At 74.2% G+C, this 26,063-nt stretch carries 20 protein-coding genes; 13 read left to right on the top strand and 7 right to left on the bottom strand.

Annotated elements, in window-relative coordinates; genetic code table 11:
• Positions 1-41: 41 nt before the first annotated feature.
• Together ACSURM_RS14795 and ACSURM_RS14790 are read right to left on the bottom strand one after the other, a co-directional pair.
• Positions 42-1,556: a peptidoglycan DD-metalloendopeptidase family protein gene (locus ACSURM_RS14795; RefSeq protein WP_436955439.1), complete on the bottom strand. Its 1,515-nt coding sequence runs from the start codon at positions 1,554-1,556 to the stop codon at positions 42-44.
• A 255-nt stretch (positions 1,557-1,811) separates the two neighbouring features.
• Positions 1,812-2,666 carry an esterase/lipase family protein gene (locus tag ACSURM_RS14790; protein WP_436955438.1) on the bottom strand — a complete coding sequence of 285 codons (855 nt, stop codon included), beginning with the start codon at positions 2,664-2,666 and terminating at the stop codon, positions 1,812-1,814.
• Between the two features lie 220 nt (positions 2,667-2,886).
• On the opposite strand from ACSURM_RS14790, the gene ACSURM_RS14785 reads away from it, so the two are divergent.
• Positions 2,887-3,309, top strand: a complete 423-nt coding sequence (locus ACSURM_RS14785) for a cobalamin B12-binding domain-containing protein (protein WP_436955437.1) — start codon at positions 2,887-2,889, stop codon at positions 3,307-3,309.
• Here the strand turns inward: ACSURM_RS14785 and ACSURM_RS14780 are convergent.
• Complete coding sequence (locus tag ACSURM_RS14780) at positions 3,285-4,955, bottom strand: DUF5691 domain-containing protein (protein ID WP_436955436.1); 1,671 nt, start codon at positions 4,953-4,955, stop codon at positions 3,285-3,287. The two genes, ACSURM_RS14785 and ACSURM_RS14780, sit on opposite strands and share 25 nt — an antisense overlap.
• 50 nt (positions 4,956-5,005) lie before the next feature.
• Entirely contained in the window at positions 5,006-6,361 is a 1,356-nt protein-coding gene (locus tag ACSURM_RS14775; RefSeq protein WP_436955435.1) for an SWIM zinc finger family protein, read from the bottom strand.
• Between the two features lie 132 nt (positions 6,362-6,493).
• Here ACSURM_RS14775 and ACSURM_RS14770 point away from each other — a divergent pair, with 132 nt between their 5' ends.
• From ACSURM_RS14770 to sucD, 5 genes are all read left to right on the top strand, one after another.
• The gene (locus tag ACSURM_RS14770) at positions 6,494-7,624 is read left to right on the top strand and encodes an ATP-binding protein (protein ID WP_436955434.1); all 1,131 of its coding nucleotides are present in this window, start codon (positions 6,494-6,496) and stop codon (positions 7,622-7,624) included.
• Positions 7,621-10,335: a DUF5682 family protein gene (locus ACSURM_RS14765; RefSeq protein WP_436955433.1), complete on the top strand. Its 2,715-nt coding sequence runs from the start codon at positions 7,621-7,623 to the stop codon at positions 10,333-10,335. The genes ACSURM_RS14770 and ACSURM_RS14765 overlap by 4 nt, the downstream gene beginning before the upstream one ends.
• On the top strand, positions 10,332-11,558 hold the full coding sequence (locus ACSURM_RS14760) for a VWA domain-containing protein (protein WP_436955432.1): 1,227 nt from the start codon (positions 10,332-10,334) through the stop codon (positions 11,556-11,558). The genes ACSURM_RS14765 and ACSURM_RS14760 overlap by 4 nt, the downstream gene beginning before the upstream one ends.
• 323 nt (positions 11,559-11,881) lie before the next feature.
• Positions 11,882-13,057 (top strand): ADP-forming succinate--CoA ligase subunit beta, encoded by a 1,176-nt coding sequence (gene sucC, locus ACSURM_RS14755; RefSeq protein ID WP_436955431.1) that lies wholly within the window; start codon positions 11,882-11,884, stop codon positions 13,055-13,057.
• 26 nt (positions 13,058-13,083) lie between these two features.
• Positions 13,084-13,968, top strand: a complete 885-nt coding sequence (sucD, locus tag ACSURM_RS14750; RefSeq protein ID WP_436955430.1) for a succinate--CoA ligase subunit alpha — start codon at positions 13,084-13,086, stop codon at positions 13,966-13,968.
• A gap of 209 nt (positions 13,969-14,177) precedes the next feature.
• On the opposite strand, the gene ACSURM_RS14745 is transcribed toward sucD, so the two are convergent.
• Complete coding sequence (locus ACSURM_RS14745) at positions 14,178-15,152, bottom strand: RNA polymerase sigma factor (RefSeq protein ID WP_436955429.1); 975 nt, start codon at positions 15,150-15,152, stop codon at positions 14,178-14,180.
• A gap of 93 nt (positions 15,153-15,245) precedes the next feature.
• Here ACSURM_RS14745 and ACSURM_RS14740 point away from each other — a divergent pair, with 93 nt between their 5' ends.
• A complete protein-coding gene (locus ACSURM_RS14740; protein ID WP_436955428.1) occupies positions 15,246-17,123 on the top strand; it encodes a cell division protein PerM in 1,878 nt (625 codons plus the stop codon).
• A 23-nt stretch (positions 17,124-17,146) separates the two neighbouring features.
• Here ACSURM_RS14740 and ACSURM_RS14735 read toward each other — a convergent pair whose 3' ends face one another.
• Positions 17,147-18,139: a hypothetical protein gene (locus ACSURM_RS14735; RefSeq protein ID WP_436955427.1), complete on the bottom strand. Its 993-nt coding sequence runs from the start codon at positions 18,137-18,139 to the stop codon at positions 17,147-17,149.
• Positions 18,140-18,423: 284 nt separating this feature from the next.
• On the opposite strand from ACSURM_RS14735, the gene purN reads away from it, so the two are divergent.
• Complete coding sequence (gene purN / locus ACSURM_RS14730; RefSeq protein ID WP_436955426.1) at positions 18,424-19,062, top strand: phosphoribosylglycinamide formyltransferase; 639 nt, start codon at positions 18,424-18,426, stop codon at positions 19,060-19,062.
• Positions 19,059-20,624, top strand: coding sequence for a bifunctional phosphoribosylaminoimidazolecarboxamide formyltransferase/IMP cyclohydrolase (gene purH, locus ACSURM_RS14725; protein WP_436955425.1), 1,566 nt, complete (start codon positions 19,059-19,061; stop codon positions 20,622-20,624). The genes purN and purH overlap by 4 nt, the downstream gene beginning before the upstream one ends.
• A 166-nt stretch (positions 20,625-20,790) precedes the next feature.
• Here the strand turns inward: purH and ACSURM_RS14720 are convergent, their stop codons facing one another.
• On the bottom strand, positions 20,791-21,357 hold the full coding sequence (locus tag ACSURM_RS14720) for a hypothetical protein (RefSeq protein WP_436955424.1): 567 nt from the start codon (positions 21,355-21,357) through the stop codon (positions 20,791-20,793).
• Between the two features lie 242 nt (positions 21,358-21,599).
• Here ACSURM_RS14720 and ACSURM_RS14715 point away from each other — a divergent pair, with 242 nt between their 5' ends.
• The 4 genes from ACSURM_RS14715 to ACSURM_RS14700 all read left to right on the top strand — a co-directional run bounded on the left by ACSURM_RS14715 (position 21,600) and on the right by ACSURM_RS14700 (position 25,918).
• Positions 21,600-22,454, top strand: coding sequence for a bifunctional methylenetetrahydrofolate dehydrogenase/methenyltetrahydrofolate cyclohydrolase (locus tag ACSURM_RS14715; RefSeq protein ID WP_436955423.1), 855 nt, complete (start codon positions 21,600-21,602; stop codon positions 22,452-22,454).
• Positions 22,444-22,929 carry a DUF3017 domain-containing protein gene (locus ACSURM_RS14710; protein WP_436955422.1) on the top strand — a complete coding sequence of 162 codons (486 nt, stop codon included), beginning with the start codon at positions 22,444-22,446 and terminating at the stop codon, positions 22,927-22,929. Before ACSURM_RS14715 ends, ACSURM_RS14710 begins: the two co-directional genes overlap by 11 nt.
• Before the next feature lie 199 nt (positions 22,930-23,128).
• Positions 23,129-24,604, top strand: a complete 1,476-nt coding sequence (locus ACSURM_RS14705) for a DUF2690 domain-containing protein (protein WP_436955421.1) — start codon at positions 23,129-23,131, stop codon at positions 24,602-24,604.
• Positions 24,605-24,928: 324 nt separating this feature from the next.
• A complete protein-coding gene (locus ACSURM_RS14700; protein ID WP_436955420.1) occupies positions 24,929-25,918 on the top strand; it encodes a malate dehydrogenase in 990 nt (329 codons plus the stop codon).
• Positions 25,919-26,063 lie beyond the last annotated feature (145 nt).

Genomic DNA, 26,063 nt, shown 5'->3' with positions numbered 1-26,063 from the left:
CGCGAGAAGAAGGGCCCCGCCGGGAAGCGGGGCCCTGTCGGCTAGGTGGGGTCCAGGCCGTGGCTGCGCAGCCACGACAGGGGGTCGATGGCCGATCCGCCCGCCGGCCGTACCTCGAAGTGCAGGTGCGGGCCGGTGGAGTTGCCCGAGTCGCCGGAGTAGGCGATGGGCTCGCCGGCCTTGACGGTCGTACCGGGGGCGACGCGGTAGCTGGACAGGTGGCAGTACCAGGTCTCCGTGCCGTCCTTCGCCGTCACGATCATCATGTTGCCGTAGGCGCTGTTCAGCTTGGTGGTGACGGTGCCGTCGGTGGCGGCCAGGACCGGGGTGCCGTAGGCGACCGGGAAGTCGATGCCGGTGTGCACCGACATCCAGTTGATGCCGGCTTGGCCGTAGTAGGCGCTGAGCCCGTGCTGCGCGACCGGCAGCGCGAACTTGGGGCGCAACCGCTCCTTGAGCGCGGCCGCTGCCGCCGCCTTCTTCTTCTCCAGTTCCTGCTGTGCCTTGAGGTCGATCCGCTCCTGGGTGCGGCTCGCCCGGTCGGCGAAGTCGTCGGCACCGGCGGAGAGGGTCTGGAGCTGGGAGTCCAGCTTGCTGTTGGCGACCGCGGGCTTGACCGGCTGCGCGTCCGCGGCGGTGGTGGAGGTGTCCTTGGGGTCGTCGCTGAGCGCGCCGACCGAGGCGGCGGCGATCCCCGCGACCCCCATCACGCAGGCCGAGGGCACGGCGACGGTCAGCAGCGCCGAGCGCTTGGCGGGCGTACGGCGCCGGGAGCGGGCCGCGCCGCGTGAGCCCGTGCGGGCCGCCGGCACCGGGGTGATCTCCTCCTGGCCGTCCAGCAGGTCGCCCAGGGCGGGCAGTTCGCCGGTGGCGTCCGCTTCGCCGGAGGCGGACGGCGGCTCGGTGAGCCCGGCGTCGCCGTACGGCTCCCGCGCGAAGGCCGTGGGCGTGGCCGGTCCGCCCGGGGCGGGGACGCCGACCGCCTCGAACGTCGCGGTGGGCTGCTGGTCGAACGGCTCCCCGTCCTGCTCGGGTTCGGCCGGCGCGGTCTGTCCGGCGGAGTTCCACTGCGTGGCGTCGTACGCGCCCGTGTCGAAGGACTGGGTGCCCCACGTCCACTGCTGGGTGGTGTCGGCGGTGCCCGAGGGACCGGTCTGCTGCCAGGTGCTCGTGTCCCACTGGCCGCTGACATCGTTTCCGGTGGCCTGCGCGGGGACGCTCCAGGCGGTGCTGTCGTAGACACCGGAGTCGTAGGCGCCGGCGTGTCCGGCCGCGTACGCGTCGTAGGCCGGGAACTCGCCGGTGCCGGTCTGCCACTGGCCGGTGCCGTACGCGCCGGTGGTCGGCTCGCTGCCCGGGAGGCTGCCGAAGAGCGGGTCCGTGTGGAAGGCCGTGCTGCCGGAACCGTCGGTAAAACCGGTGGCGTCGTAGCCGCCGTACGTGGTGAGGTCGTCGTAGGAGGCTTCCTGTGCTCCGTACGGCGCGTAGTGCCCGGTGGAGGCGTCGGAAGCCGGGGCCGGGGTGGTCATCGTCCCCGACGGGTGACGGTCGTTCACCAACTTCTCTTTCGCCTCGACAACAGGGGCTGCCAGAGCAGTGCGGCGACTGTACCCGGCGGTACCTGGGCGCGACAATCTTCGGACGGTTTCGCGTGGGCCGTAAACGGGCATTCGGCCGTGTTTCGGGGGCTCCCAACGCGACTTTGGCCTTGCGTTCGAAGAATGTTCGATGTCGAGCGGCGATTTGTGCCGACTGTGTACGTCCTGTGAGGCGCCCGTGCGCGTCTCCGCGCGGCCTGCCCCAGGTCGTCGTCAGGCCACCGTCAGGCCGCCGGTGGACCGGTCCCCGGGACGCGGGGCGTCGAGTGCCTCGCGTATGACGGCGGCCACGGCCGGGTGCACGGGCAGGGCGAGATGACCGATGCCGCTGACCCGGACGTTGTGCGCGTCCAGGTCGGGATGGTCCAGGCAGGCCGTCTCCAGCGGGTCCATGAGCGAGTCCAGGTCGCTCCAGAAGCTCACGAACCGGGTCCGGCAGCCGGGCGCGGGCCGGGCCAGTTCCTCGATCACCGCCGAGCCCGGCCGCATCTGCCGCACGATCGGATGCGCGTCCGCCAGCGGTGCCACCCGGGTCCCCGAGTGCGGGGTGCCCAGCGTGACCAGCGTGCGCACCCGCAGGTCACCGCCGAGGCACTGGGCGTAATAGCGGGCGATCAGGCCCCCGAGGCTGTGCCCCACGATGTCGACGCGCGGGCTGCCGGTGCGCGCGCAGATCTCCTCGACGTGCCGGCCGAGCAGCTCCGCGGCGGTGCGTATGTCGCAGGTGAGCGGAGAGTAGTTCAGTGACTCGACGCGCTGCCGGCCGTGCTGGGCGAGGGCGCGGCGCAGCAGGACGAACACCGAGCGGTTGTCGATGAAGCCGTGCAGCAGCACGACCGGCGGGGCCGGCCGGACCGGCAGCCGGGCGGTGCCGTCGCCGGGGGCGGGCAGGGCGGCGGGGTGGCGTTCCCGGATCAGGCCGGTCGGATAGAGCAGGAGGTGGCCCGCCAGGATCGCGGCCTCCAGGGCCGTCGCCCGGAGCAGCGTCAGGGACAGTCCGGCCAGTCTGCCCGGCCACAGGCGGCGGCAGGACGGGAAAAAGAGCGGCAGTACCCCGGTGACCTTCATTGGCCGACCTCCTGTCGGCACGCGAGAGTCGTCCTCGACCCCCGTGTGCCTCATGTCCCACCATGTGATTTCCCCCTCGCCGCGCACCGTAAAACCGCCCGGTGCGGGATGCTGGGGATAACGTTCGTTCACTTCGACGATGGCGGGACGCGCCAAAAGTGCGGTACTTGTCGGTACGAACGGAAGCCATCGCTTCCGTGGTCGCTTGATGGAGGCAGTGATGGGTGTGGCAGCCGGTCCGATCCGCGTGGTGGTCGCCAAGCCGGGGCTCGACGGTCACGATCGCGGGGCCAAGGTCATCGCGCGGGCGCTGCGCGACGCCGGTATGGAGGTCATCTACACCGGGCTCCACCAGACGCCGGAGCAGATCGTCGACACCGCCATCCAGGAGGACGCCGACGCGATCGGCCTGTCCATCCTCTCCGGCGCCCACAACACGCTGTTCGCCGCGGTCATCGACCTGCTCAGGGAGCGCGACGCCCAGGACATCCTCGTCTTCGGCGGGGGCATCATCCCGGAGGAGGACATCGCGCCGCTGAAGGAGAAGGGCGTCGCGGAGATCTTCACCCCGGGCGCGACGACCTCGGCGATCGTGGAGTGGGTGCGGGAGAACGTCCGTCAGCCGGCCGCGTCCGGCGGCTGAGCGACCTCCTCCCGCGGCCCGGCGGGCGGCATGAGCTCCCGCGTCATCTCCGCCCGCAGCCGCAGCGTGGTGACCAGCCGCTGGAACGCCTCCGCCCAGTACCCGCCGGCGCCCGGCGCGGCGTCCTCCGGTTCGTCGGGCACCGCCAGAAGCGTCTCCAGGCGCGTGGCCTCGGCCGGGTCCAGGCAGCGCTCGGCCAGCCCCATCACCCCGCTGAAGCTCCATGGGTAACTGCCCGCGTCCCGGGCGATGTCGAGGGCGTCCACCACCGCCCGGCCCAGCGGCGGGGCCCACGGCACCGCGCACACCCCGAGCAGCTGGAACGCCTCCGACAGGCCGTGCGTGGCGATGAACCCGGCCACCCACGCGGCCCGTTCGCCCGGGTCCAGCGCGGCAAGCAGCTTCGCCCGCTCCGCCAGGGACACCGCGCCCGGACCGCCCGCCTCCGGTGCCGACGGCGAGCCGAGCAGCGCCCGCGACCACGCGGCGTCCCGCTGCCGGACCGCCGCCCGGCACCAGGCCGCGTGCAGTTCGCCCTGCCAGCCGTCCGTCACCGGCAGCGCCACGATCTCCTCGGGCGTCCGCCCGCCCAGCCGCCGGGGCCAGGTGCCGAGCGGAGCGGACTCCACCAACTGCCCCAGCCACCAGGACCGTTCCCCCCGGCCCGCCGGGGGTGTGGCCACCACGCCGTCGCGTTCCATGTCCGCGTCGCACTCGGGCGGCGCCTCCACCACGATCGCCGGCGCGTCCCCGGTACGGTCCAGGGCCACGCACGCCGTGGCGCGTACGGCCATCCGCGCGGCGAGCGCCGAGCCCGGCAGCGCCGACAGCAGGTCCGCCGCCGTGGCCCGGACATTGCGGCTGCGGTCGCCCAACGCCTGTTCCAGGAACGGCTCGTCCGCGTCCGACAGGCCCGTGCGCAGCGAGTCCAGGAACATCAGCCGGTCCTCCGCCCGCTCCGTCGCCCATGTCGACGCCAGCAGCTCCCGCCCCCGCGCGGGCGTACGGGCGCGCAGGGCGCCGAGCAGCGCCGCCCGCTCCGCGAACAGCCCCTCCTGCCACAGCCGGCGCACCGCCTCCGCGTCCTCGGTGTCCGGCAGCGCCGCCCCGCCGCCAGGGGCCGCGCGCAGGGCGAACCGCCAGTCCGGGTTCAGCCGGGCCAGCCACAGCGCGCGCGGGCCCGCGAACGCCAGCGCCGCCGGACGCAGGTCGGTGCGGCCACGGGCCGCGTCCAGCAGGGCGGGCAGCGCCTGCGGGGGCGCCGCGTACCCGTGCGCGTTGGCCGCCGCGAGCCACTGCGGAAGCAGCTCGATCAGGTCCGGGGAGCTGCCCCGGCGTCCGCCGCCCGCGCCGCCGGACCGGTCCGCCAGCAGGGTGGTGAGCCGGCGTGCCGCCGGGGCGGGCAGCGGCGGGCGCGGGTCGGCGGGCGCGCGCTCGGGCCGACGGGCCGCCCGCCCCGGGCGCAGCCCGGCCCGTCGCCGTACGGTGGCCACGGCCGCCGCGTCGAGCAGCGCCGCCGGTGCCGTACGACCGGGCGGGAGGTGCGCCGGGGCGCGCCGGTCGGTGCCGAGGAGCGCGGTGGTGACCAGGTCCTCCCAGGTGTCCTCCGGTATCGCCGTGTCCCCGCCGCTCGGTGTCCCGTTCATCGCGCTCCCTTCCCTTCGCCCGCCTGCCCTCGTGTCCCGCATACCGCCGGTCAGCACAGCGGCACCGCCTCGCCCGTCCCCTCCGGCCAGGCCGTGAGCGGGGTGAACCCGCGGTGGCCGCACTCCCCGAACACGGTGACGGGGGCGCCGCCGGACAGCGCGACCAGCCGCCACAGGCCGGGCCGGGAGCGGGCCTGCCCGGTCAGCGGCAGCGCCGTGTCCGTGTCCGCGTCGGCCAGCTGCCACCGGTCGCCGTCCGGGACCGGTATCACCCGGTCCAGGGTCACCGGGACCGACTCCAGCCAGGGGTCGTCGCACAGCGCCTCGCCGTAGCGGGCCGCCGCCTCGGCGGTGGTCGTCCCCGGCGGGCGGAACGCGGCCGGTGCCGGCGCGGCGAACCGCTCGCCCAGGGCGGCCCGGGCCCGGCCCCCGCCCGGATACGCCGTCAGTTCCGCCTCCAGCGCCAGCCCGACCGGCAGGGACAGCTCCGGGGCCCGGCCCGCCGCGCCGTAGGACAGCAGCTGCCGGGTCCGGCCGGAGGCGGCGCCGTGCAGCCATATCCGGCGGATCGTCAGTTTCGGGTCCACCGTGTCGTACTGCGCGAGGACCAGCCAGCGGTCGCGCAGCGGCGGGCCCTCCGGCGCCGTGGGCAGGCCGATCCGGGAGCGCACCGTGGCCGCGAGACCGTCCGGCAGCCGGGCCTGGCGCAGCCAGCCCTGGCCGAGCAGGTGCAGCAGCGCGCACTCCTCCAGCAGCCGCGCCGGCCAGCCCGCGCCGGACGCCGGGACGGCCCCCAGCTCCCGGACGCGTGCGGCCAGGCCCGGCGCCTGGGCGTCGACCATGCGGGCCGCCGTCTCGTCCCACCATCCGTACCCCGCCTGCTCGGCCGCGGCCAGGCCGCCGCGCAGCAGGTCCGCCAGGCGCTGCTCCAGCTCGGTGGTGCCCGCCGTGACCCGCCCGGCCCGGCGCTCGGCCCGCCGCCGGGCCGCCTCCGGATCGGCGGGACCACCGGCCGCACCCCCCTCGCCCCCGGTTTCCTTGGCCTCCTCCCGGCCCCGGCGGCCCGCGAGCCACTGCCCGGCCCAGTCCGGCGGCCGCTCGCCGGCCGGCACCGCGTCCTCGTCGCCCGCCCACAGCAGGAGCAGGCCGAGCGCGTGCTTGCACGGGAACTTACGGCTCGGGCAACCGCACCTGTATCCCGGACCGGCCGCGCCGGCCAGGTCCACCACCGTCTGGTACGGCCTGCTGCCGCTGCCCTTGCACCGCCCCCACACCGCCCCCTCTCCGCTCCCGGTCCCGGACCACGGCCCGGCCACCCCGAGCTTGCTCCCCGCCTTGCGTGACGCGGCGTCAGGCGCCAGTGCCAGCACCTGCTCCGCGGTCCAGCGCACCCCCTGCTCAGTCATGCCACCGACGGTAGGCCCCACCACTGACAATCGCCCCGGCGAGTGCGTTTGCGCAGGTCACAGTGATTGTCAGTGGCGTGGTGCACGGTGGATGCCAGAACCGAACCGGCCGAGCTGGAGGGGGCCTCAGCCATGACTGTGTCCGTGGAACCGACGACCGCCACACCCCACCGCGACCAGACCGAGCAGGCGCTGCGACCGCACGCCGAGGACGCCTTCGCGGCCGAACTCGCCGCGCTCGCCGCGCAGGACGACCGCCCGCGCCCGGCCCGCTGGAAGCTGTCGCCGTGGGCGGTGGCGACCTATCTGCTCGGCGGCACCCTGCCGGACGGCACGGTGATCACACCCAAGTACGTGGGCCCGCGCCGCATCGTCGAGGTCGCCGTCACCACGCTCGCCACCGACCGCGCCCTGCTCCTGCTCGGCGTCCCCGGCACCGCCAAGACCTGGGTGTCCGAGCACCTGGCCGCCGCCGTCAGCGGGGACTCGACGCTGCTGGTGCAGGGCACCGCCGGCACCCCGGAGGAGGCCATCCGCTACGGCTGGAACTACGCGCGGCTCCTCGCCCACGGCCCCAGCCGCGACGCCCTCGTGCCCAGCCCCGTCATGCGGGCCATGGCCGAGGGCATGACGGCCCGGGTGGAGGAGCTGACCCGGATCCCGGCCGACGTGCAGGACACGCTGATCACGATCCTGTCCGAGAAGACCCTGCCCATCCCCGAACTCGGCGAGGAGGTCCAGGCGGTCCGCGGCTTCAACCTCATCGCCACCGCCAACGACCGCGACCGCGGGGTCAACGACCTCTCCAGCGCCCTGCGCCGCCGCTTCAACACCGTCGTGCTGCCGCTGCCCGAGAGCGCCGACGCCGAGGTGGACATCGTCACCCGCCGGGTCGAACAGCTCGGCCGCTCCCTGGACCTGCCTGCCGCGCCCGACGGCATCGAGGAGATCCGCCGGGTCGTCACCGTCTTCCGCGAGCTGCGCGACGGCGTCACCGCCGACGGCCGCACGAAACTCAAGTCCCCCAGCGGCACGCTGTCCACGGCGGAGGCCATCTCCGTCGTCACCAACGGCCTCGCCCTCGCCACCCACTTCGGCGACGGCGTGCTGCGCGCGGGCGATGTCGCCGCCGGCATCCTCGGCGCCGTCGTCCGCGACCCGGCGGCCGACCGAGTCGTCTGGCAGGAGTACCTGGAGACGGTCGTGCGCGAGCGCGAGGGCTGGACCGACTTCTACCGCGCCTGCCGCGAGGTGAGCGCGTGACCGGCGCCCGGGAGAGCGCGGCCTACGAGGCCGGGCCGCTGCTGCTGGGCGTACGGCACCACGGACCCGGTTCCGCGCGCGCGGTGCGGGCCGCGCTCCAGGCCGCCCGGCCCGCCGTCGTCCTCATCGAGGGCCCGCCCGAGGCCGATCCGCTGATCCCGCTCGCCGCCGACCCCGGTTTGCGGCCCCCGGTCGCCCTGCTCGCGCACGCCGTGGACGAGCCCGGCCGCTCGGCGTTCTGGCCGTTCGCCGAGTTCAGCCCCGAGTGGGTGGCCATCCGCTGGGCCCTGGAGCACGACGTCCCGGCCCGCTTCATCGACCTGCCGGCCACGCACACGCTGGCGTGGGCGGGGGGAGCGGGGGAATCCGGGGCCGGTGGGGGTGAGGCGGGTGGCGGCGACCACCACCCAACCGGCGCCGCCGACGACGCGACCGACGTTGACGACGCGACCGGTCCCGACGACCACGTCTCCGGTCGCGACGGCCACGCGCCCGGCCCCGACGGCCACGCGCCCGGCCCCGACGGCCAGGGTTCGGGCCCCGACGGCCAGGCGTCCGGTCCCGGCGGCCGTCCGTTCGGTCCCGACGACGTCGGGGAAGTCCGCGTCGATCCGCTCGCCGTGCTCGCCGAGGCGGCCGGGTACGACGATCCGGAGCGCTGGTGGGAAGACATCGTCGAGCACCGGGGACCGGGCGCCGACGACCCCTTCGCGCCGTTCACGGCGGTGGGGGAGGCCATGACGGCACTGCGCGAGCGGTACGGCGCCGGCGGGCACCGGGACCTCGTCCGCGAGGCACACATGCGACTGCGGCTGCGGGCGGCGCGCAAAGAGTTCGGGCACGCCGTGGCCGTGGTGTGCGGGGCCTGGCACGTACCCGCGCTGCGCGAGAAGACCACCGCCACCGCCGACCGGTCCCTGCTCCGGGGCCTGCCCAAGGTCAAGACCGACATGACCTGGGTGCCGTGGACGCACCGCAGGCTCGCCCGGTCCGGCGGGTACGGCGCGGGCATCGACTCGCCCGGCTGGTACGGGCACCTCTTCCAGGCCCCCGACCGGCCGGTGGAGCGGTGGCTGACCAAGGTGGCGGGACTGCTGCGCGAGGAGGACCGGATCGTGTCCTCCGCGCACGTCATCGAGGCCGTCAGACTCGCGGAGACGCTGGCCGCGCTGCGAGGGCGCCCGCTGCCCGGCCTCGGCGAGACCACGGACGCCGTGCGCGCGGTGCTGTGCGAAGGCTCGGACGTGCCGCTGGCGCTGGTCCACGACCGCCTGGTGGTCGGGGACGCGCTGGGGGAGGTGCCCGAGTCGGCGCCCGCGGTGCCGTTGCAGCGCGACCTTGCCCGGCGGCAGCGCTCGCTGCGGCTCAAGCCCGAGGCGCTGGAGCGCGACCTGGAGCTTGACCTGCGCGGCGACACCGACGCCGGGCGCAGCAGGCTGCTGCACCGGCTGCGGCTGCTCGGCGTCGACTGGGGCGAGCCGGCCCGGTCCCGGGGCGGCACGGGCACCTTCCGGGAGACGTGGCGGCTGCGCTGGGAACCGGAGCTGTCGGTGCGGGTCGCCGAGGCGGGCGTGTGGGGGACGACCGTACAGGCGGCGGCCCGGGCCAAGGCCGAGGCGGACGCGGCGGCGGCCCGCACCTTGGCCGACGTCACCGCGCTCGCCGAGCGGTGCCTGCTGGCGGGGCTGCCGGAGGCGCTGCCGGTGGTGATGCGGGTGCTCGCCGACCGGGCCGCCCTGGACACGGACGTCGGCCACCTGGCCCAGGCCCTGCCCGCCCTGGTCCGCTCGCTGCGCTACGGCGACGTGCGCGGCACCGACACCGGGGCGCTGGCTGAGGTCGCCGCAGGGCTCGCCGAGCGCGTCTTCGTCGGCCTGCCCCCGGCCTGCGCCGCCCTCGACGCGGACGCCGCGGACGAGATGCGCGCCCACGTGGACGCCGTACACACGGCGGTGGGCCTGCTGACGGAGAGCCTGGCCGCGACGAGCGGGCCGGCCGGCGGCGCAGCCACTGGAGACCGGCCCGCGGACGGAACCGGCGGGGATGAAGGCGCCGGTCAGGAGGGGGATGTCCAGGCCCCCGGCAGGAGGGGGCTTCGCGGGGGCGGGCCGGGGCGTGCGGTCGGCGGTGGGCTGCGGGAGCGCTGGCGGGGGGTGTTGCGGGCGCTGTCGCAGCGGGACACCGCGCCCGGTGTCATCCGGGGGCGGGCCGCGCGGCTGTTGCTGGACGACGGCGCGTCGCGGCCCGAGGAGGCGGCCCGGCTGATGGGGCTCGCGCTGTCGCCGGGCACGCCGCCCGCCGCTGCCGCCGCCTGGATCGAGGGCTTCGCCGGCGGCGGGGGCGGACTGCTGCTGGTCCACGACGAGCGGCTGCTGGGTCTGCTCGACGCCTGGCTGACCGGGGTGCCGGCGGACGCCTTCACCTACGTGCTGCCCCTGCTGCGGCGCACCTTCGCGGCGTACGAGCCGGGGGTGCGCAGAACCCTCGGCGAACTGGTCCGGCGCGGCCCCGGTGACCGTCCGGGCGGTGCCGCCCAGGCGGCCGCGGTCCCCGGCTTCGCCGCCGAACCGGACACCGCGCGCGCCGACGCCGTGCTGCCCGTGCTGCGGCTGCTGCTCGGCCTGGCGCCGGACGACGGCACGCACCCGACGGACCCGACGCACCCGACGGACCTGACAGACCACGAGAGCCTCGCGGGGGTGGGCACATGACGGACACGACGGCCGGACAGGCACCGGCACTGGTACAGGCACCGGCACCGGCACCGGCACCGGTACCGGCATCGGCCGACCCCGCGCGGGAGCGGTTGCGGCGCTGGCGGCTGGTGCTCGGCGGGGACCAGGCCGACGGCACCGGATGCACGCTGTCCGGCCGGGACGCGGCGATGGACGGCGCACTGGCCGCGCTCTACGGCAAGGGGGACAAGGCGCAGGCGGGGCGGGAGCGTTCGGCCGGGCTCGGCGCGTCGGCGCCGTCCGTGGCGCGCTGGCTCGGGGACATCCGCGACTACTTCCCGTCGTCCGTCGTCCAGGTCATGCAGCGCGACGCCATCGACCGGCTCGGCCTGGCCTCCCTGCTGCTGGAGCCGGAGATGCTCCAGGCGGTGGAGCCCGACGTGCACTTGGTCGGCACGCTGCTCTCGCTGCACAAGGCGATGCCCGAGACGACCCGGGAGACGGCCCGCGCGGTGGTGCGCAAGGTGGTCGAGGAGCTGGAGAAGCGGCTCGCCACCCGCACCCGGGCCACCCTCACCGGCGCCCTGGACCGCAGCGCGCGCGTCCAGCGCCCGCGCCACCATGACATCGACTGGAACCGCACCATCGCGGCCAACCTCAAGCACTACCTGCCGGAGTACCGCACGGTGGTACCCGAGCGGCTGATCGGTTACGGGCGGGCCGCGCGGTCGGTGAAGAAGGAGGTCGTGCTCTGCGTCGACCAGTCCGGGTCGATGGCGGCGTCCGTGGTCCACGCGTCGGTGTTCGGCGCGGTCCTCGCCTCCATGCGGTCGATCAGCACCCGGCTCGTCGTCTTCGACACGGCGGTCGTCGACCTCACCGACCAGCTGGACGACCCCGTCGACGTGCTCTTCGGCACCCAGCTCGGCGGCGGCACGGACATCAACCGGGCGCTCGCCTACTGCCAGGAGCGGATCACCCGGCCGGCCGAGACCGTCGTCGTGCTGATCAGCGACCTCTACGAGGGCGGCATCCGCGACGAGATGCTCAAGCGGGTCGCCGCGATGAAGGCGTCCGGGGTGCAGTTCGTGGCGCTGCTCGCGCTGTCGGACGAGGGCGCGCCCGCGTACGACCGGGAGCACGCGGCGGCGCTCGCCGCGCTCGGCGCACCGGCCTTCGCCTGCACCCCCGACCTGTTCCCCGAGGTGATGGCGGCGGCCCTGGAGAAGCGCCCGCTGCCCATACCCGACCCGGCCTGACCCCGGACGGCCGCCCGCTCTCACCGGGCCTGCCCCCGCCCGGTGAGAGCGCGCAGACCGCGCAGACCACCCGTGGGTACGCATCCGCACCCATACGGCGGCACCCCGTGCCAGTGAACGCGGCATCATGTGACAGGTATCACCGCGCGTGTGTGACCCTCGATTTAGGGAGCCCCCTCCAGCGGCGATAACCTGCGAGACGGACATGCCGCGCGCTCGGACACCGTGTGCGCCTCCCTTGTGACAAGCGGACGTCACGTTGCCCTTCGCGGCACGCCCACGCATCCAACGAACCGCGAGATCACTGATAGGGACGGAAGCGCGTGGACCTGTTCGAGTACCAGGCGAGGGACCTCTTCGCCAAGCACGATGTACCGGTGCTGGCCGGTGAAGTCATCGACACGCCTGAGGCGGCGCGCGAGATCACCGAGCGGCTCGGCGGCAAGTCCGTCGTCAAGGCGCAGGTGAAGGTCGGTGGCCGCGGTAAGGCCGGTGGCGTGAAGCTGGCCGCCACCCCGGACGAGGCCGTCGCCCGTGCGACGGACATCCTCGGCATGGACATCAAGGGCCACACGGTCCACAAGGTCATGATCGCCGAGACCGCGCCGGAGATCCTCGAGGAGTACTACGTCTCCTTCCTCCTCGACCGCGCCAACCGCACCTTCCTCTCCATCGCGTCCGTCGAGGGCGGCATGGAGATCGAGGAGGTGGCGGCCACCCGCCCCGACGCCGTCGCCAAGATCGCGATCGACGCCATCGACGGCGTGGACGAGGCCAAGGCCCGCGAGATCGTCGAGGCCGCCAAGTTCCCGGCCGAGGTCGCGGACAAGGTCGCGAACGTCCTGGTCAAGCTGTGGGACACCTTCATCAAGTCGGACGCCCTCCTGGTCGAGGTGAACCCGCTGGCCAAGGTCGCCTCCGGCGAGGTCATCGCCCTCGACGGCAAGGTGTCGCTGGACGACAACGCCGAGTTCCGCCACGACTGGGACGAGCTCCACGACAAGGCCGCCGCCAACCCGCTCGAGGCGGCCGCCAAGGAGAAGGGCCTCAACTACGTCAAGCTGGACGGCGAGGTCGGCATCATCGGCAACGGCGCCGGTCTCGTCATGAGCACCCTGGACGTCGTCGCGTACGCCGGTGAGAAGCACGGCGGCGTCAAGCCCGCCAACTTCCTGGACATCGGTGGCGGCGCCTCCGCCCAGGTCATGGCGAACGGCCTGGAGATCATCCTGGGCGACCCGGACGTGAAGTCCGTCTTCGTGAACGTCTTCGGTGGCATCACCGCCTGCGACGAGGTCGCCAACGGCATCGTGCAGGCCCTGAAGCTCCTGGAGGACCGCGGCGAGAAGGTCGAGAAGCCGCTCGTCGTCCGCCTCGACGGCAACAACGCCGAGCTGGGCCGGAAGATCCTCACGGACGCCGCCCACCCGCTGGTGCAGCGCGTCGACACCATGGACGGCGCGGCCGACAAGGCCGCCGAGCTGGCCGCCGCCAAGTAAGCACGAGGACGAGGACTCAAACCACCATGGCTATCTGGCTCAACAAGGACAGCAAGGTCATCGTCCAGGGCATGACCGGCGCCACCGGCATGAAGCACACCAAGCTCATGCTCGGTGACGGCACGAACGTCGTGGGCGGCGTGAACCCGCGCAAGGCGGGTCAGACCGTGGACTTCGACGGCACCGAGGTACCCGTCTTCGGCACCGTCAAGGAGGCCATCGAGGCCACCGGCGCCAACGTCTCCGTCATCTTCGTGCCGGAGAAGTTCACCAAGGACGCGGTCGTCGAGGCCATCGACGCCGAGATCCCGCTGGCCGTCGTCATCACCGAGGGCATCGCCGTGCACGACTCGGCCGCGTTCTGGGCGTACGCCGGCAAGAAGGGCAACAAGACCCGCATCATCGGCCCGAACTGCCCCGGCATCATCACCCCGGGCCAGTCGAACGTCGGCATCATCCCGGGCGACATCACCAAGCCGGGCCGCATCGGCCTGGTGTCGAAGTCCGGCACGCTGACGTACCAGATGATGTACGAGCTGCGCGACATCGGCTTCACCACCGCCGTCGGCATCGGTGGCGACCCGATCATCGGCACCACGCACATCGACGCCCTGGCCGCGTTCCAGGACGACCCCGAGACCGACCTCATCGTGATGATCGGTGAGATCGGTGGTGACGCCGAGGAGCGTGCCGCGGCGTTCATCAAGGAGAACGTGACGAAGCCGGTCGTCGGTTACGTCGCGGGCTTCACCGCGCCGGAGGGCAAGACCATGGGTCACGCCGGCGCCATCGTCTCCGGCTCCTCCGGCACCGCACAGGCCAAGAAGGAGGCCCTGGAGGCCGCCGGCGTCAAGGTCGGCAAGACCCCGACCGAGACGGCGAAGCTGGCCCGGGAGATCCTCTCGGCCTGACCCGCCCGGTCGACCATCGGCAGGCCCGCCCCGTCGCCCGGGGCGGGCCTGCCGACGTTTCACCGGACGCCCCGAAGGGGCCGCCCGGCCGTACAGCCCGCCACCCCGCCGTACCCCGCCGCCCGGCCGTACCCCGCCGCCCGGCCGTACCCCGTGCCCGGCAGTACAGCCGGACGCCCGGCCCGGCCCGGCGCCCGGGCGGCCCGTGTTCACCGTGGCTCCGGGAACACCCTCTCCGGGCCGCTGGTCTCCGCCCGCCTCAGCTTCTCGCGCAGTTCCCGCTCCTCCCGCGACAGCGGACCCATTCCGCTGACCGCCGGCACCCCCCGCACCGCCTGCGCCGGGGCGATCGGCGGTTCGTAGCGCGTCGGCGCCGTCCGCAGCGTGAGCGTCGTCGCGCCGACGATCGTCACCGTGAAGGCGATGGCCGCCCGGGTCCAGAAGACGATCCGGCGCTCGGAGCCGGTGCGCACATGCGTCGGCCGGGCCGAGCTCAGCCGCTCGGCCGAGGCCAGTTCGAGCAGCCTGCGGTGGAGCGTGGCCGGATCGGCCAGCTCCGGCACCCGCGCGGCCACCGCCTCGCGCGCATGGGTCAGCCGGCTGGCGGCGGCCGGGGTGCTGGCCTCCGTCTCCGCCGCCGTCTCCGGCAGATCGAGCCCCACACCGTCGTACAGGACGAGCGTGCGCCGGTACGCCGACGGCAGCGTGAGCAGCGCGTGCAGCAGCTCCCGGTCGGCCGGGTCGGCGGGCGGGGGCTCCGGGGACCGGTGGCGGGGGCGGAAGCGGTGCCAGGGCGAGAGCGCCCAGTCGTACGCCACCGCCCGCACCCAGCCGGCCGGATCCCGGTCCCGGGCCACGTCCGGCCAGCGTTGCCAGGCCAGCTGGAAGGCCCGTTCCACCGCCTCGCGGGCCAGTTCGCGGCGCCCGGTGAGCAGATAGGTCTGGCGTACGAGGGCGGGGGCGCAGAAGGCGTAGAGGGCGTCGAAGGCTTGATCGGGCGTCAACTGCCGTGAGGACTCGGACGGGACGTCGGGCGGGTCGGCCCGTCGGTCCGGTTCCGGGTCCGCGGTGGCGGGGGCCGTCCGTCCGGAGGGCTTCTGAACCGGCGTCAGCGGCCGGGACCGGCGCGGGCGTCGGCGGCTGCCCGACGGTGGCGGGCCGGCAGGGTTCTGCGTCGTCACCATGCACCCTTTCGTACGAAAAAGAACATAAACATATATTGAGCGACACATCGGTGGTTCGCCTGTTACACCGGGAAAGCGCGTGTCGTTGGGAGCATGGCGTGCGTGATCCGGATGACCGTGCGCCCCTCGTCGTCACCCGCCCTCTCCCGGCTGCGCGACCGCTCGCCCGGACTCGCCGCGAGTCTGCTGGCCGGAGCCGTCGCGGCCGGTCTGGGCCTCGGTGCCATGGCGGTCCTCGTCATGGCGCTGTGGGTCAGCTCGCCGTACCCCGACAGCGGACCGGCCGGCGCGCTGCACGTCACCGCCGCCCTGTGGCTGCTGGGGCACGGCGTCGAACTGATCCGCGCCGACACGCTCTCCGGCACCCCCATGCCCGTCGGCGTCACCCCGCTGCTGCTCCTCGTCCTGCCCGTGTGGCTGCTGTACCGGGCGGCGCGGGACGCCACCGACGCGCCCGCCGAACCGGACGGCCCGCCACCGGTGCCCGCGCGCACGGCGTGGACCGGCGTGGTCCTCGGCTATCTGGGCGTCGGCGTCGCCGCGGCGCTGTACTGCTCCGGCGGCGAACTGCGCCCTCACTGGGGCTGGCTGACGGTGTGTCTCCCGGCCGTGGTGGCGGGCGCGGCCGGTGCCGGGGTGTGGGCGGGCCACGGCTGCCCGGCCGAGCCCCTGCTGCGGGTCCTCGCGGTGCTGCCGGAACGGGTGCGGCGACCGTTGTTCGGCACGGACGAGCGGGCCCGGCTGAGCGCGGCGGCACGGGCCGCCGGTGCCGCCACCACCGTGCTGCTCGGCGGTGGCGCCCTGCTGGTCGGGGTGTCGCTGGTGTGGCACGGCGCGGCGGCGCGGGCGTCGTTCCTCCAGCTGACCGAGGGCTGGACGGGCCGGTTCGCCGTGCTGCTGCTCGGCATCGCGCTGATCCCCAACGCCGCGCTGTGGGCCGCCTCCTACGCCCTCGGCCCCGGGTTCGCCCTCGGCGCCGGGCACCTGGTCGACCCGTTCGCCTCCGACCCCGCCCCGCTGCTGCCGCCGTTCCCGCTGCTGGCCGCGGTGCCGGAACCGGGTGCCGGTACGCCGCAGCACTGGGTGGTGGGCGTGGTGCCGGCGGTGGCCGGGATGACGGCGGGGTGGTTCGTGGCGCGGGCGGCGGTACGGCCACCGGGGCCCGGGGAGCCGGCCCGGGCCCGCTGGTCGGTCGGCCAGACCGCCGGGGTGGTGCTGCTGACGGGGGCGGTCTGCGCGGTGGCCGTCGCCCTGCTCACCGCGCTGGCCGGCGGCCCCCTGGGCGTGTCCGCGCTGTCCCGCCTCGGCCCGCCGTGGCCGCGCGCCGGGGGAGCGGCCGGGCTCTGGACGCCGGTGTTCGCGCTGCCCGTGGCCCTGCTCGTGCGCGCCTGGCGGCTGCTGCGCGGCCGGCGCCCGGGTGCCGTCGGGGGACCGGCGCAGGGGGCGGAGAGTACGGCGCCGAAGGGGACGCGAGGGCACGAGGGCGGCGGCACGACGGTGGCCGTCGTGCCGCCCGGTCCGGTGAAGGCGGGGGCGGCCGAAGAGACGCCGGACCCGGACCCCGGCCGGACGGCGGAGGCGGGCACGGGCGCCGCCGGGGCACCCGCTCGGGCCGGTGCGGTGCCGGAGCCGGGCGGCCGTGGGAGTGGCGCGGGCAGCGGACGGTGGGGCTGGGGCAGGAGGAAGGTTCCCGTGCAGGCGGAGGCCGCGGCCGAGGCCGCCGAGGAGGACCTCTACGACTTCCTGCCCGCCGAGGACCCGTTCCCCACGCCGTTCACCGAGTCCCGCGCCGGGGACTGGCACGACGACGTGGCCCGCGCCTCCCGCTGGGCGGCCTTGAGACAGGCGGCGTCCGGCCCCGCAGCTACCGACCAGCCCGCCGACGGGCCGTCACCTGCCGGCCGGCCCCTCACCGGGCAGCCGTCCGCCGACCCCGAACCACCGGAGCACCGCCCCGGCTCCTCCGGGTGAGCGGCCCCGGGCGCGAGGCGGCCTCAGCCGTCCTGGTCGCCCAGTACGCCCCGCAGCTGGCTCGGCAGCAGGGTCTCGCAGGACTGCTTGGCCTCGTGGGTGAGGGCGTCGCCGACGCACGTGTAGTAGTCGCGGTAGACCAGCTGCACCGTGAACGTGGAGGCCACCAGGACCAGCGCCAGGGACGCCGTGATCAGGCCGCCGACGGCCGCCGTCGTCTGCGGCCGGCCGGGCGGGGCCGCCGGGGCGTCCGGGGCCTGGGAGCGCGGCTTGGCGCGCAGCGCGCTGCTGCCCCAGTACAGGGACAGCGCGCCCAGCAGCAGCGCCACGTACGGCCAGCTGAACAGGACGAAGAAGACGGCCCACATGCCGGACAGCAGGGCGTACCGCGCGCGGCGCTGGGTGGGGTCGCTCGGGTCCCAGCGCATGCCGGGGCCGGTCGGTCCGCCGGGCCGCTGCGGTCCGCCGCCGGGCCGCTGGCCGAAGCCGTCGGGGGAGCGGCCGGGCTGCCGGTCGCTCCACTGACTGCCCCAGGGCGCCCCGCCCCCGGGACCCTGGCCCTGGCCCTGATCGGGACCCTGACCCGCACCGGCCCCCGGCCACGGGGCGTACCCGTGACCCTGACCCCGCTGGTCCGTGCCGGAACCCTGCCCCGGCCCGTACCCGGGGCCGCCCGCGCCCCCCGGATCTCCCGCGTTCCCCGGGGTCCGGGGCCGCCAGGGCCGGTCCGGAGTGCCCTCCGGCGGCGGCGCGAACGGATTGTCGTCCTGCCGCTCGCCGCCCTGCCCGGAGCCACCGTGCCCCGAGCCGTCGTACCCGCCCTGCCCGGAGCCGCCGTGGCCCGAGCCGCCGGAACCGCCCTGGCCGAAACCGCCCCGCCCGGAGCCGTCGCCCCCGCCTCCCGGGGTGGGGGCCGGCGGCGAGGACGGGCGCTCGCGCAGCAGTGCGGCGCCCCGCTCGCCTCCCTGGGCCGGGCGCGGCGGGAACGTGAGGTGTCGCAGGCTGCGATCGGGCATCAAAAGAGCGTCTTCCCCTAGGTGACTACGGCAGTTCCGTCGTGAGCTTCCTCTTCCGTGAACGCACCGCACGACGACCGCGTTCCCGAGGTTGCTCTTTCGTGATTCCCCGCGAACGCTACCGTCCGGCCGGACACCCGTCCCGGGGGGCCCGTCCGGAGTGCCGGTATCGTTGCTGACGGCCGGCCGCTTCGTAGACTTCCCCGTATCCGGGGGCGTGAAGCATTCGTACGACCGTACAAACCGGCCGAACACGGATCGCACCCCCGAGAAAGGGCCCCATCGTGGCCGCCACCTCCGCCGGCCCGGCAGTCAAGCGCCTCGTCGTGCTGGTCTCCGGCTCCGGCACCAATCTGCAGGCGCTGCTGGACGAGATCGCCGCCGTCGGCCCCGAGGCGTACGGGGCCCGGGTCGTGGCCGTGGGCGCCGACCGCGAAGGCATCGAGGGGCTCGCCCGGGCCGAGCGCGCCGGCATCGCCACCTTCGTGCGAAAGGTCAAGGACCACGGCACCCGCGAGGAGTGGGACGCCGCCCTCGCCGAGGCCGTCGCCGCCCACGAGCCCGACCTCGTGGTCTCCGCCGGGTTCATGAAGATCGTCGGCAAGGAGTTCCTGGCCCGGTTCGGCGGACGCTTCGTCAACACCCACCCCGCCCTGCTCCCCAGTTTTCCCGGAGCCCACGGCGTCCGCGACGCGCTCGCGTACGGCGCCAAGGTGACCGGCTGCACCGTCCACTTCGTCGACGACGGCGTCGACACCGGGCCGATCATCGCCCAGGGCGTGGTCGAGATCCGCGACGAGGACGACGAGAGCGCGCTGCACGAGCGCATCAAGGAAGTCGAGCGAAGGCTGCTCGTAGAGGTCGTGGGACGGCTCGCCCGCCACGGCTATCGCATTGAGGGACGAAAGGTAGTTATCCAGTGACCGCCGAGAGCAACGCCAAGCGGGCCATCCGCCGTGCGCTTGTCAGCGTCTATGACAAGGCCGGGCTCGAAGAGCTGGCCCGCGGGCTGCACGAGGCCGGTGTGGAGCTGGTCTCCACCGGCTCCACGGCCGGCCGGATCGCCGCCGCCGGCGTCCCCGTCACCAAGGTCGAGGAGCTGACCGGCTTCCCCGAGTGCCTGGACGGCCGGGTGAAGACCCTGCACCCCAAGGTGCACGCGGGCATCCTCGCCGACCTGCGCCTGGACAGCCACCGGGAGCAGCTCGCCGAGCTGGGCGTGGAGCCGTTCGACCTGGTCGTGGTGAACCTCTACCCGTTCCGCGAGACCGTCGACTCCGGCGCGTCGCCCGACGAGTGCGTGGAGCAGATCGACATCGGCGGCCCCTCGATGGTCCGCGCCGCCGCCAAGAACCACCCGTCCGTGGCCGTGGTCACCAGCCCGGAGCGGTACGCCGACGTCCTGGCCGCCGTCAAGGACGGCGGCTTCGACCTCGCCGCGCGCAAGCGGCTGGCCGCCGAGGCGTTCCGGCACACCGCGGAGTACGACCTCGCCGTCTCCTCCTGGTTCGCCGCGTCCTACGCCCCCGCCGACGACTCCCGCTTCCCGGACTTCACCGGCACCACCTTCACGCGCAAGGCCACCCTGCGCTACGGCGAGAACCCGCACCAGGACGCCGCCCTGTACGTGGACGGCACCGGCGGTCTCGCCGAGGCCGAGCAGCTGCACGGCAAGGAGATGTCGTACAACAACTACACGGACACGGACGCCGCCCGCCGTGCCGCGTACGACCACGACGAGCCCTGTGTCGCGATCATCAAGCACGCCAACCCCTGCGGCATCGCGGTCGGCGCGGATGTCGCTGAGGCGCACCGCAAGGCGCACGCCTGCGACCCGCTGTCCGCGTTCGGCGGTGTGATCGCGGTGAACCGGCCGGTCAGCAAGGAGATGGCCGAGCAGGTCGCCGAGATCTTCACCGAGGTCATCGTGGCCCCGGACTACGAGGAGGGCGCGCTGGAGGCCCTCGCCAAGAAGAAGAACATCCGCGTGCTGAAGGCCCCGGGCGCCCCCGCGAACGCGGGCGAGGCCAAGCACATCGACGGCGGTGTGCTGCTCCAGGTCACCGACCGGCTCCAGGCCGACGGCGACGACCCCGCCAACTGGACGCTGGCCAGCGGCGAGGCGCTGTCCGCGGCGGAGCTGAGGGAACTCGCCTTCGCCTGGCGGGCCTGCCGCGCGGTGAAGTCCAACGCGATCCTGCTCGCCAAGGACGGCGCCTCGGTCGGCGTCGGCATGGGGCAGGTCAACCGCGTCGACTCCTGCAAGCTGGCCGTCGAGCGGGCCGGTGAGGAGCGGGCCCGGGGTGCCTACGCGGCCTCCGACGCCTTCTTCCCCTTCCCCGACGGCCCGCAGATCCTGATCGACGCCGGCGTCCGGGCGATCGTCCAGCCGGGCGGCTCGATCCGCGACGAGCAGGTCGTGGAGGCCGCCAAGAAGGCGGGCGTGACGATGTACTTCACGGGCACGCGCCACTTCTTCCACTGATCCCCACGCCCGAGCGTGCTCCTGCCCTGCCGGTCGGGGGCGGGAGCACGCCTGCGTTCGCACACGGGACTTCGCCGTCCGGGACGGGGACCGTACGGCACAGGCCGCGTTCCGCCCGGTGGACGGAACGCGGCCTGTGGAGTTCGTGCCGGTGTGTTGTCGCGGCTCAGTACCGCGGGCGGTTGAACCAGGCCGAGCCCTTGGAACCGCCGACGAAGCAGGCGATCAGGATGGCGAGCACGGTGTGCACCAGGCCGACGACGATGAACGGGTAGATGCCGAGGATCGCGGTGATGATGCCGTAGACCAGCGTCGTGACGCGGATGCCGTTGCCGCCGTTGCCGAACTTGAGCGCCAGCACGATGGTGAGCACCGCCCAGGCCACGGCGAACAGCGTGAGCCCCCACAGCAGGCCCGAGGAGTAGTCGGCGAGCTGCTGGAAGGCGGCGTCGTCCTTGAGTTCGTCGTCGTTCTTCGCGGCGTTCACGCTGATGGCGCTGAACGCGAACAGGGCGACGCCGATGATCTGCAGGGCGGCGATCACCCACATCATCACCCGGGCCGCGCTGACGGTGCCGGGCATGGTCTCGGGCGCCGGCGGCATGCCGTACGCGCCGACGGGCGGCGCCTGCGGGTAGCCGTAACCGGGCTGCTGGCCCTGCTGCGGATAGCCGTAGCCCGGCTGCTGCGCCTGCGGGGCGCCGTAAGGGTTGTTCGGGTCGCCGAAACTCATGGCGGACTTCCTCCGTCGTGTTGCTCAAGTGCGGGGACGACGCGCGGCACGGTGCGGAGGAGAGTTCTACAGAAATGCGGTCCGTCCCCCCGGTACTGCCCGCGGCACTGTCTGCTCATCGTTCTTTAACAGCGTCTTACTTGTCCAGCCGGGTCAGGAGGCGTTGTGCAAGTGCAACATCAACGCGCGGGCCGTGGCACCCGGATTGGAACCGGGGGCGGGTCATCCGCGAGGATGGGGACATGACCGCCCAGATTCTCGATGGCAAGGCCACCGCAGCCGAGATCAAGTCCGATCTGACCGCCCGCGTGGCGGCGCTGAAGGAGAAGGGCGTCACGCCCGGCCTCGGCACGATCCTGGTCGGGGACGACCCCGGCAGCCAGAAGTACGTCGCCGGCAAGCACCGCGACTGCGCCCAGGTGGGCATCGCCTCCATCCAGCGCGAGCTGCCGGCCACCGCCACCCAGGAGGAGATCGAGGCGGTCGTCCGCGAGCTGAACGACGACCCGGCCTGCACCGGCTACATCGTCCAGCTCCCGCTGCCCCAGGGCATCGACGAGAACCGCGTCCTGGAGCTGATGGACCCGGCCAAGGACGCCGACGGCCTGCACCCGATGAACCTCGGCCGGCTGGTCCTGAACGAGCCCGCCCCGCTGCCCTGCACCCCCAACGGCATCCTCACCCTGCTGCGCCGCCACGGCGTGGAGATCAAGGGCGCGGAGGTCGTGGTCGTCGGCCGCGGTGTCACCATCGGGCGCCCGATGCCGCTGCTGCTCACCCGGCGCAGCGAGAACGCCACCGTCACCCAGTGCCACACCGGCACCCGTGACCTGTCCGCCCACCTCAAGCGCGCCGACATCGTCATCGCGGCGGCCGGTTCCCCGCACCTGATCCGCGCCGAGGACGTCAAGCCCGGCGCGGCCGTCCTGGACGTCGGCGTCTCCCGCAACGCCGAGGGCAAGATCGTCGGCGACGTCCACCCCGACGTGACCGAGGTGGCCGGCTGGATCTCCCCGAACCCCGGCGGTGTCGGCCCGATGACCCGGGCCCAGCTGCTGGTCAACGTGGTCGAGGCGGCGGAGCGCAGTGCCGGCTGAGAACGCCCGCGGGCACGCGGAACCGGCCCCGCGGGAGAGGGGCGCCGGTCCGGGCCGCGCGCGCCGCTTCCCGCGCGGCGGCGCCGGGCGGATACCGCCCAGGCGATGGCGTACGAAGGACACCGCCCGGCCCGAGGGCGGCGGCCGGGCCGCGCCCGGCGACGCCCCGGCGCCCGCCCGGCAGTGGCCGCTGCTCGCGGTCGTCGGCCTGGTCGCGCTCGGCCTGCTGGTGACCGCGCTGGACGCGTTCCGCGCGGGCACCCTGATCATCGGACTCGCGCTGCTGGGCGGCGCGGTGCTGCGCTGGCTGCTGCCCGACGTCGGCATGCTCGCCGTACGCTCCCGCTTCACGGACATCGCCACGTACGGTTTCCTGGGCCTGGCGATCGTCCTGCTGGCGCTGATGATCCAGCCCGACCCGCTGCTGAAGCTGCCCTTCCTGAAGGACATCCTGCACTTCACGCTCACCAAGTAGCGCCCGTCGTACGGCCGGTGGCCCGTGTCTCCCCGCCCGGGGGCGCGGGCCACCCGCCGTATCTCCCCGTTCCCGCACGGCCGTCGGCCTTCGCGGGTGTGCGTCCGGCTCCGGGAACTGGGATCCTTGGTCAGCGCATCCCTGTGGGTGGCCGGGATGCGCGGGATCGACAGCACGACCGGGGGAAGAGGGGGAACCCATGCCTCGATGGAAAGCCTTGCCGGACGATCTGGACCCGCAGATCAGGGAGTTCACCGACGAACTGCGGCAACTCGTGGACCGCAGCGGTCTGGGCGTCGCGGCACTGGCCGACCGGACGGGCTATGGCGCGACGTCCTGGGAGCGGTACCTGGGCGGCCGGCTGCTGGCGCCCAAGGGCGCGGTCATCGCCCTCGCCGAGGTCACCGGCACCCCTACGGGGCCGCTTACCACCCTGTGGGAACTGGCCGAACGCGCTTGGCGACAGGCGGAGTTGCGGGACGGCAGCACGTTGCAGGCGCTGCGGATCGCGGAGGGGCAGAGCGACCGGAAGAGCGCCGGCCAGGGCGCTGGTCCGGGTCTCGGCAAGGCCGTGGGCCAGAGTGCCGGCGTCAGCGCCGGTCAGGGTGTCGGCAAGGGGCTCGGCAAGGGCTCGGGGAAAGGTTTCGGTACGGGGGGCGCCGGTACCGGCGTGGTGCCGGGGAGCGCCGGCCCCGGCTGGGTGAAGCCCGCCATCCCGGCCCAGCCGTCGGCCCGGGACGCCGACACCGGCGGGGGCACGGCCGGCGGCGAGGGTTCCGGTGGACGTACGGCCGGTGGCGAAGGGTCCGGTGGGCGTACGGCCGGTGCCGACGCGGGCACGGCCTCCCGGGACGGGTCCGGCTCCGGCGGAGGCACGGCCGGTGACGGCGGCACCGGTGCGCGTACGGCCGTCGGCGGCGCGGCCGGCGGTGCGGACAAACCCGTCAAGAACTCCTGGGGCGTGGCCGGTTACCGGGGCCCCTCCCCGGCGAGCGCCCGACCGGGTGCCCGGTCCCCGGGCCTGCCGAACGCGGCCGCGGCCGCCACCCCGGCCCCGTCCGGTGCCGTCGGCGGTCCGGCCGGACTCGACGCCACCCGCGCCTTGGACGCCCCGCCCGCCGGTGCCGTGCCCGGGCCCGCCCGTACCTCCGAGGGGCGTCCCGTGCCGGGGGAGCGGTGGGCCGCGCGCCGTCAGCAGGTGGTGATGTTCTTCGCGGGGCTGGTCGGCGTGCTCGCCCTCATCGGCGGGGTCTTCTACCTCACCCACCGCGACGGCGACGGCTCGGCCGCCTCGGACGGGTCGCCCTCCCCGTCGGCCTCCGCCCCGGCCACCCCGCCGCCCGGCGTCAAGTGCGCCGGGTCCGCCTGCACCGGCAAGGACGCCGAGGCCATGGGGTGCGGCGGCGACCTGGTGTCCACCGCCAAGACCGCCACCGTCGGCACCACCACCCTGGAGGTCCGCTACAGCAAGGTGTGCGGCACGGTGTGGGGCCGGATCACCAGCGGCGAGCCGGGCGACACCGTCCGGGTCACCGCGGGCAAGGACCGGCAGAAGGGCGACATCACCGCCGCGGGGGACACCATCGGGTACACCCCGATGGTCGCCGTACGGAACCCGGCCCAGGCCAGGGCGTGCGCCACGCTCGCGTCGGGCCAGACCGGCTGCACGGAGTGAGAAATTCCGGTAGGCGCGCATAGTCGGCCGGATCCCGGGCACGCGAACCGTACCCCCACGGGAGTCCGGAACTCCGGCCCCCACCGGCGGCCGCCGTCGTCCTGCCTCTCCCGGACGGCGGACGGCCGCCGTTCGTACGTGCGACCGCACCGCCGGCCGGGCGTTACGCCCCACTGGTCCCCTTGTGGGGTGAGCCACACGGCCCTGGGGGTCTCACATGCCGGATGCGCGATAGCCTGACCGCTGATCTCTCTTGATACCAAGAGATCGATCATCCGCCCGGGGCAGGGACGCCCCACCGCCAGCTGTCATACGGAGAACGCCATGACCCGCACTCCCGTGAACGTCACCGTCACCGGCGCGGCCGGCCAGATCGGTTACGCCCTGCTCTTCCGCATCGCCTCGGGCCAGCTGCTCGGCGCGGACGTTCCGGTCCGGCTGCGCCTCCTGGAGATCACCCCGGCGCTCAAGGCCGCCGAGGGCACCGCGATGGAGCTGGACGACTGCGCCTTCCCGCTGCTGCAGGGCATCGACATCACCGACGACCCGAACGTGGCGTTCGACGGCGCCAACGTGGCCCTGCTGGTGGGCGCCCGCCCGCGCACCAAGGGCATGGAGCGCGGTGACCTGCTGGAGGCCAACGGCGGCATCTTCAAGCCGCAGGGCAAGGCCATCAACGACCACGCGGCGGACGACATCAAGGTGCTCGTCGTCGGCAACCCGGCCAACACCAACGCGCTCATCGCGCAGGCCGCCGCGCCGGACGTCCCGGCCGAGCGCTTCACCGCGATGACCCGCCTGGACCACAACCGCGCGCTGACCCAGCTCGCGAAGAAGACGGGCACCTCGGTCGCCGACATCAAGCGCCTGACCATCTGGGGCAACCACTCCGCCACCCAGTACCCGGACATCTTCCACGCCACGGTCGCCGGCAAGAACGCCGCCGAGGTCGTGAACGACGAGCAGTGGCTGGCCGACGACTTCATCCCGACCGTCGCCAAGCGCGGTGCCGCGATCATCGAGGCCCGTGGCGCCTCGTCGGCCGCCTCCGCCGCCAACGCCGCCATCGACCACGTCCACACCTGGGTCAACGGCACCGCCGAGGGCGACTGGACCTCCATGGGCATCCCGTCGGACGGCTCCTACGGCGTCCCGGAGGGCCTGATCTCCTCCTTCCCGGTCACCTGCAAGGACGGCAAGTACGAGATCGTCCAGGGCCTGGAGATCAACGAGTTCTCCCGCACCCGCATCGACGCCTCCGTCAAGGAGCTGGCGGAGGAGCGCGAGGCGGTCCGCGGCCTCGGCCTCATCTGAGCGTCCGGATGTGACTCCGGCGGCCGGTGTGGGCTATAGTTGATCACACACCGGCCACCGGAACTCCCGGAAGCCGACTGTGCGTTGGTGGTCCAAGGAAAGACGCCCCGCTTCCTGCGGGGAGATGCAGGTGCAAGGCCTGCCC

The sequence above is a fragment of the Streptomyces sp. SudanB182_2057 genome, from assembly GCF_964272715.1.
GTDB lineage: Bacteria > Actinomycetota > Actinomycetes > Streptomycetales > Streptomycetaceae > Streptomyces > Streptomyces rubradiris.
Note: the sequence above shows the minus strand (reverse complement) of the source record. Positions and strands in the feature narration are given on the sequence as shown.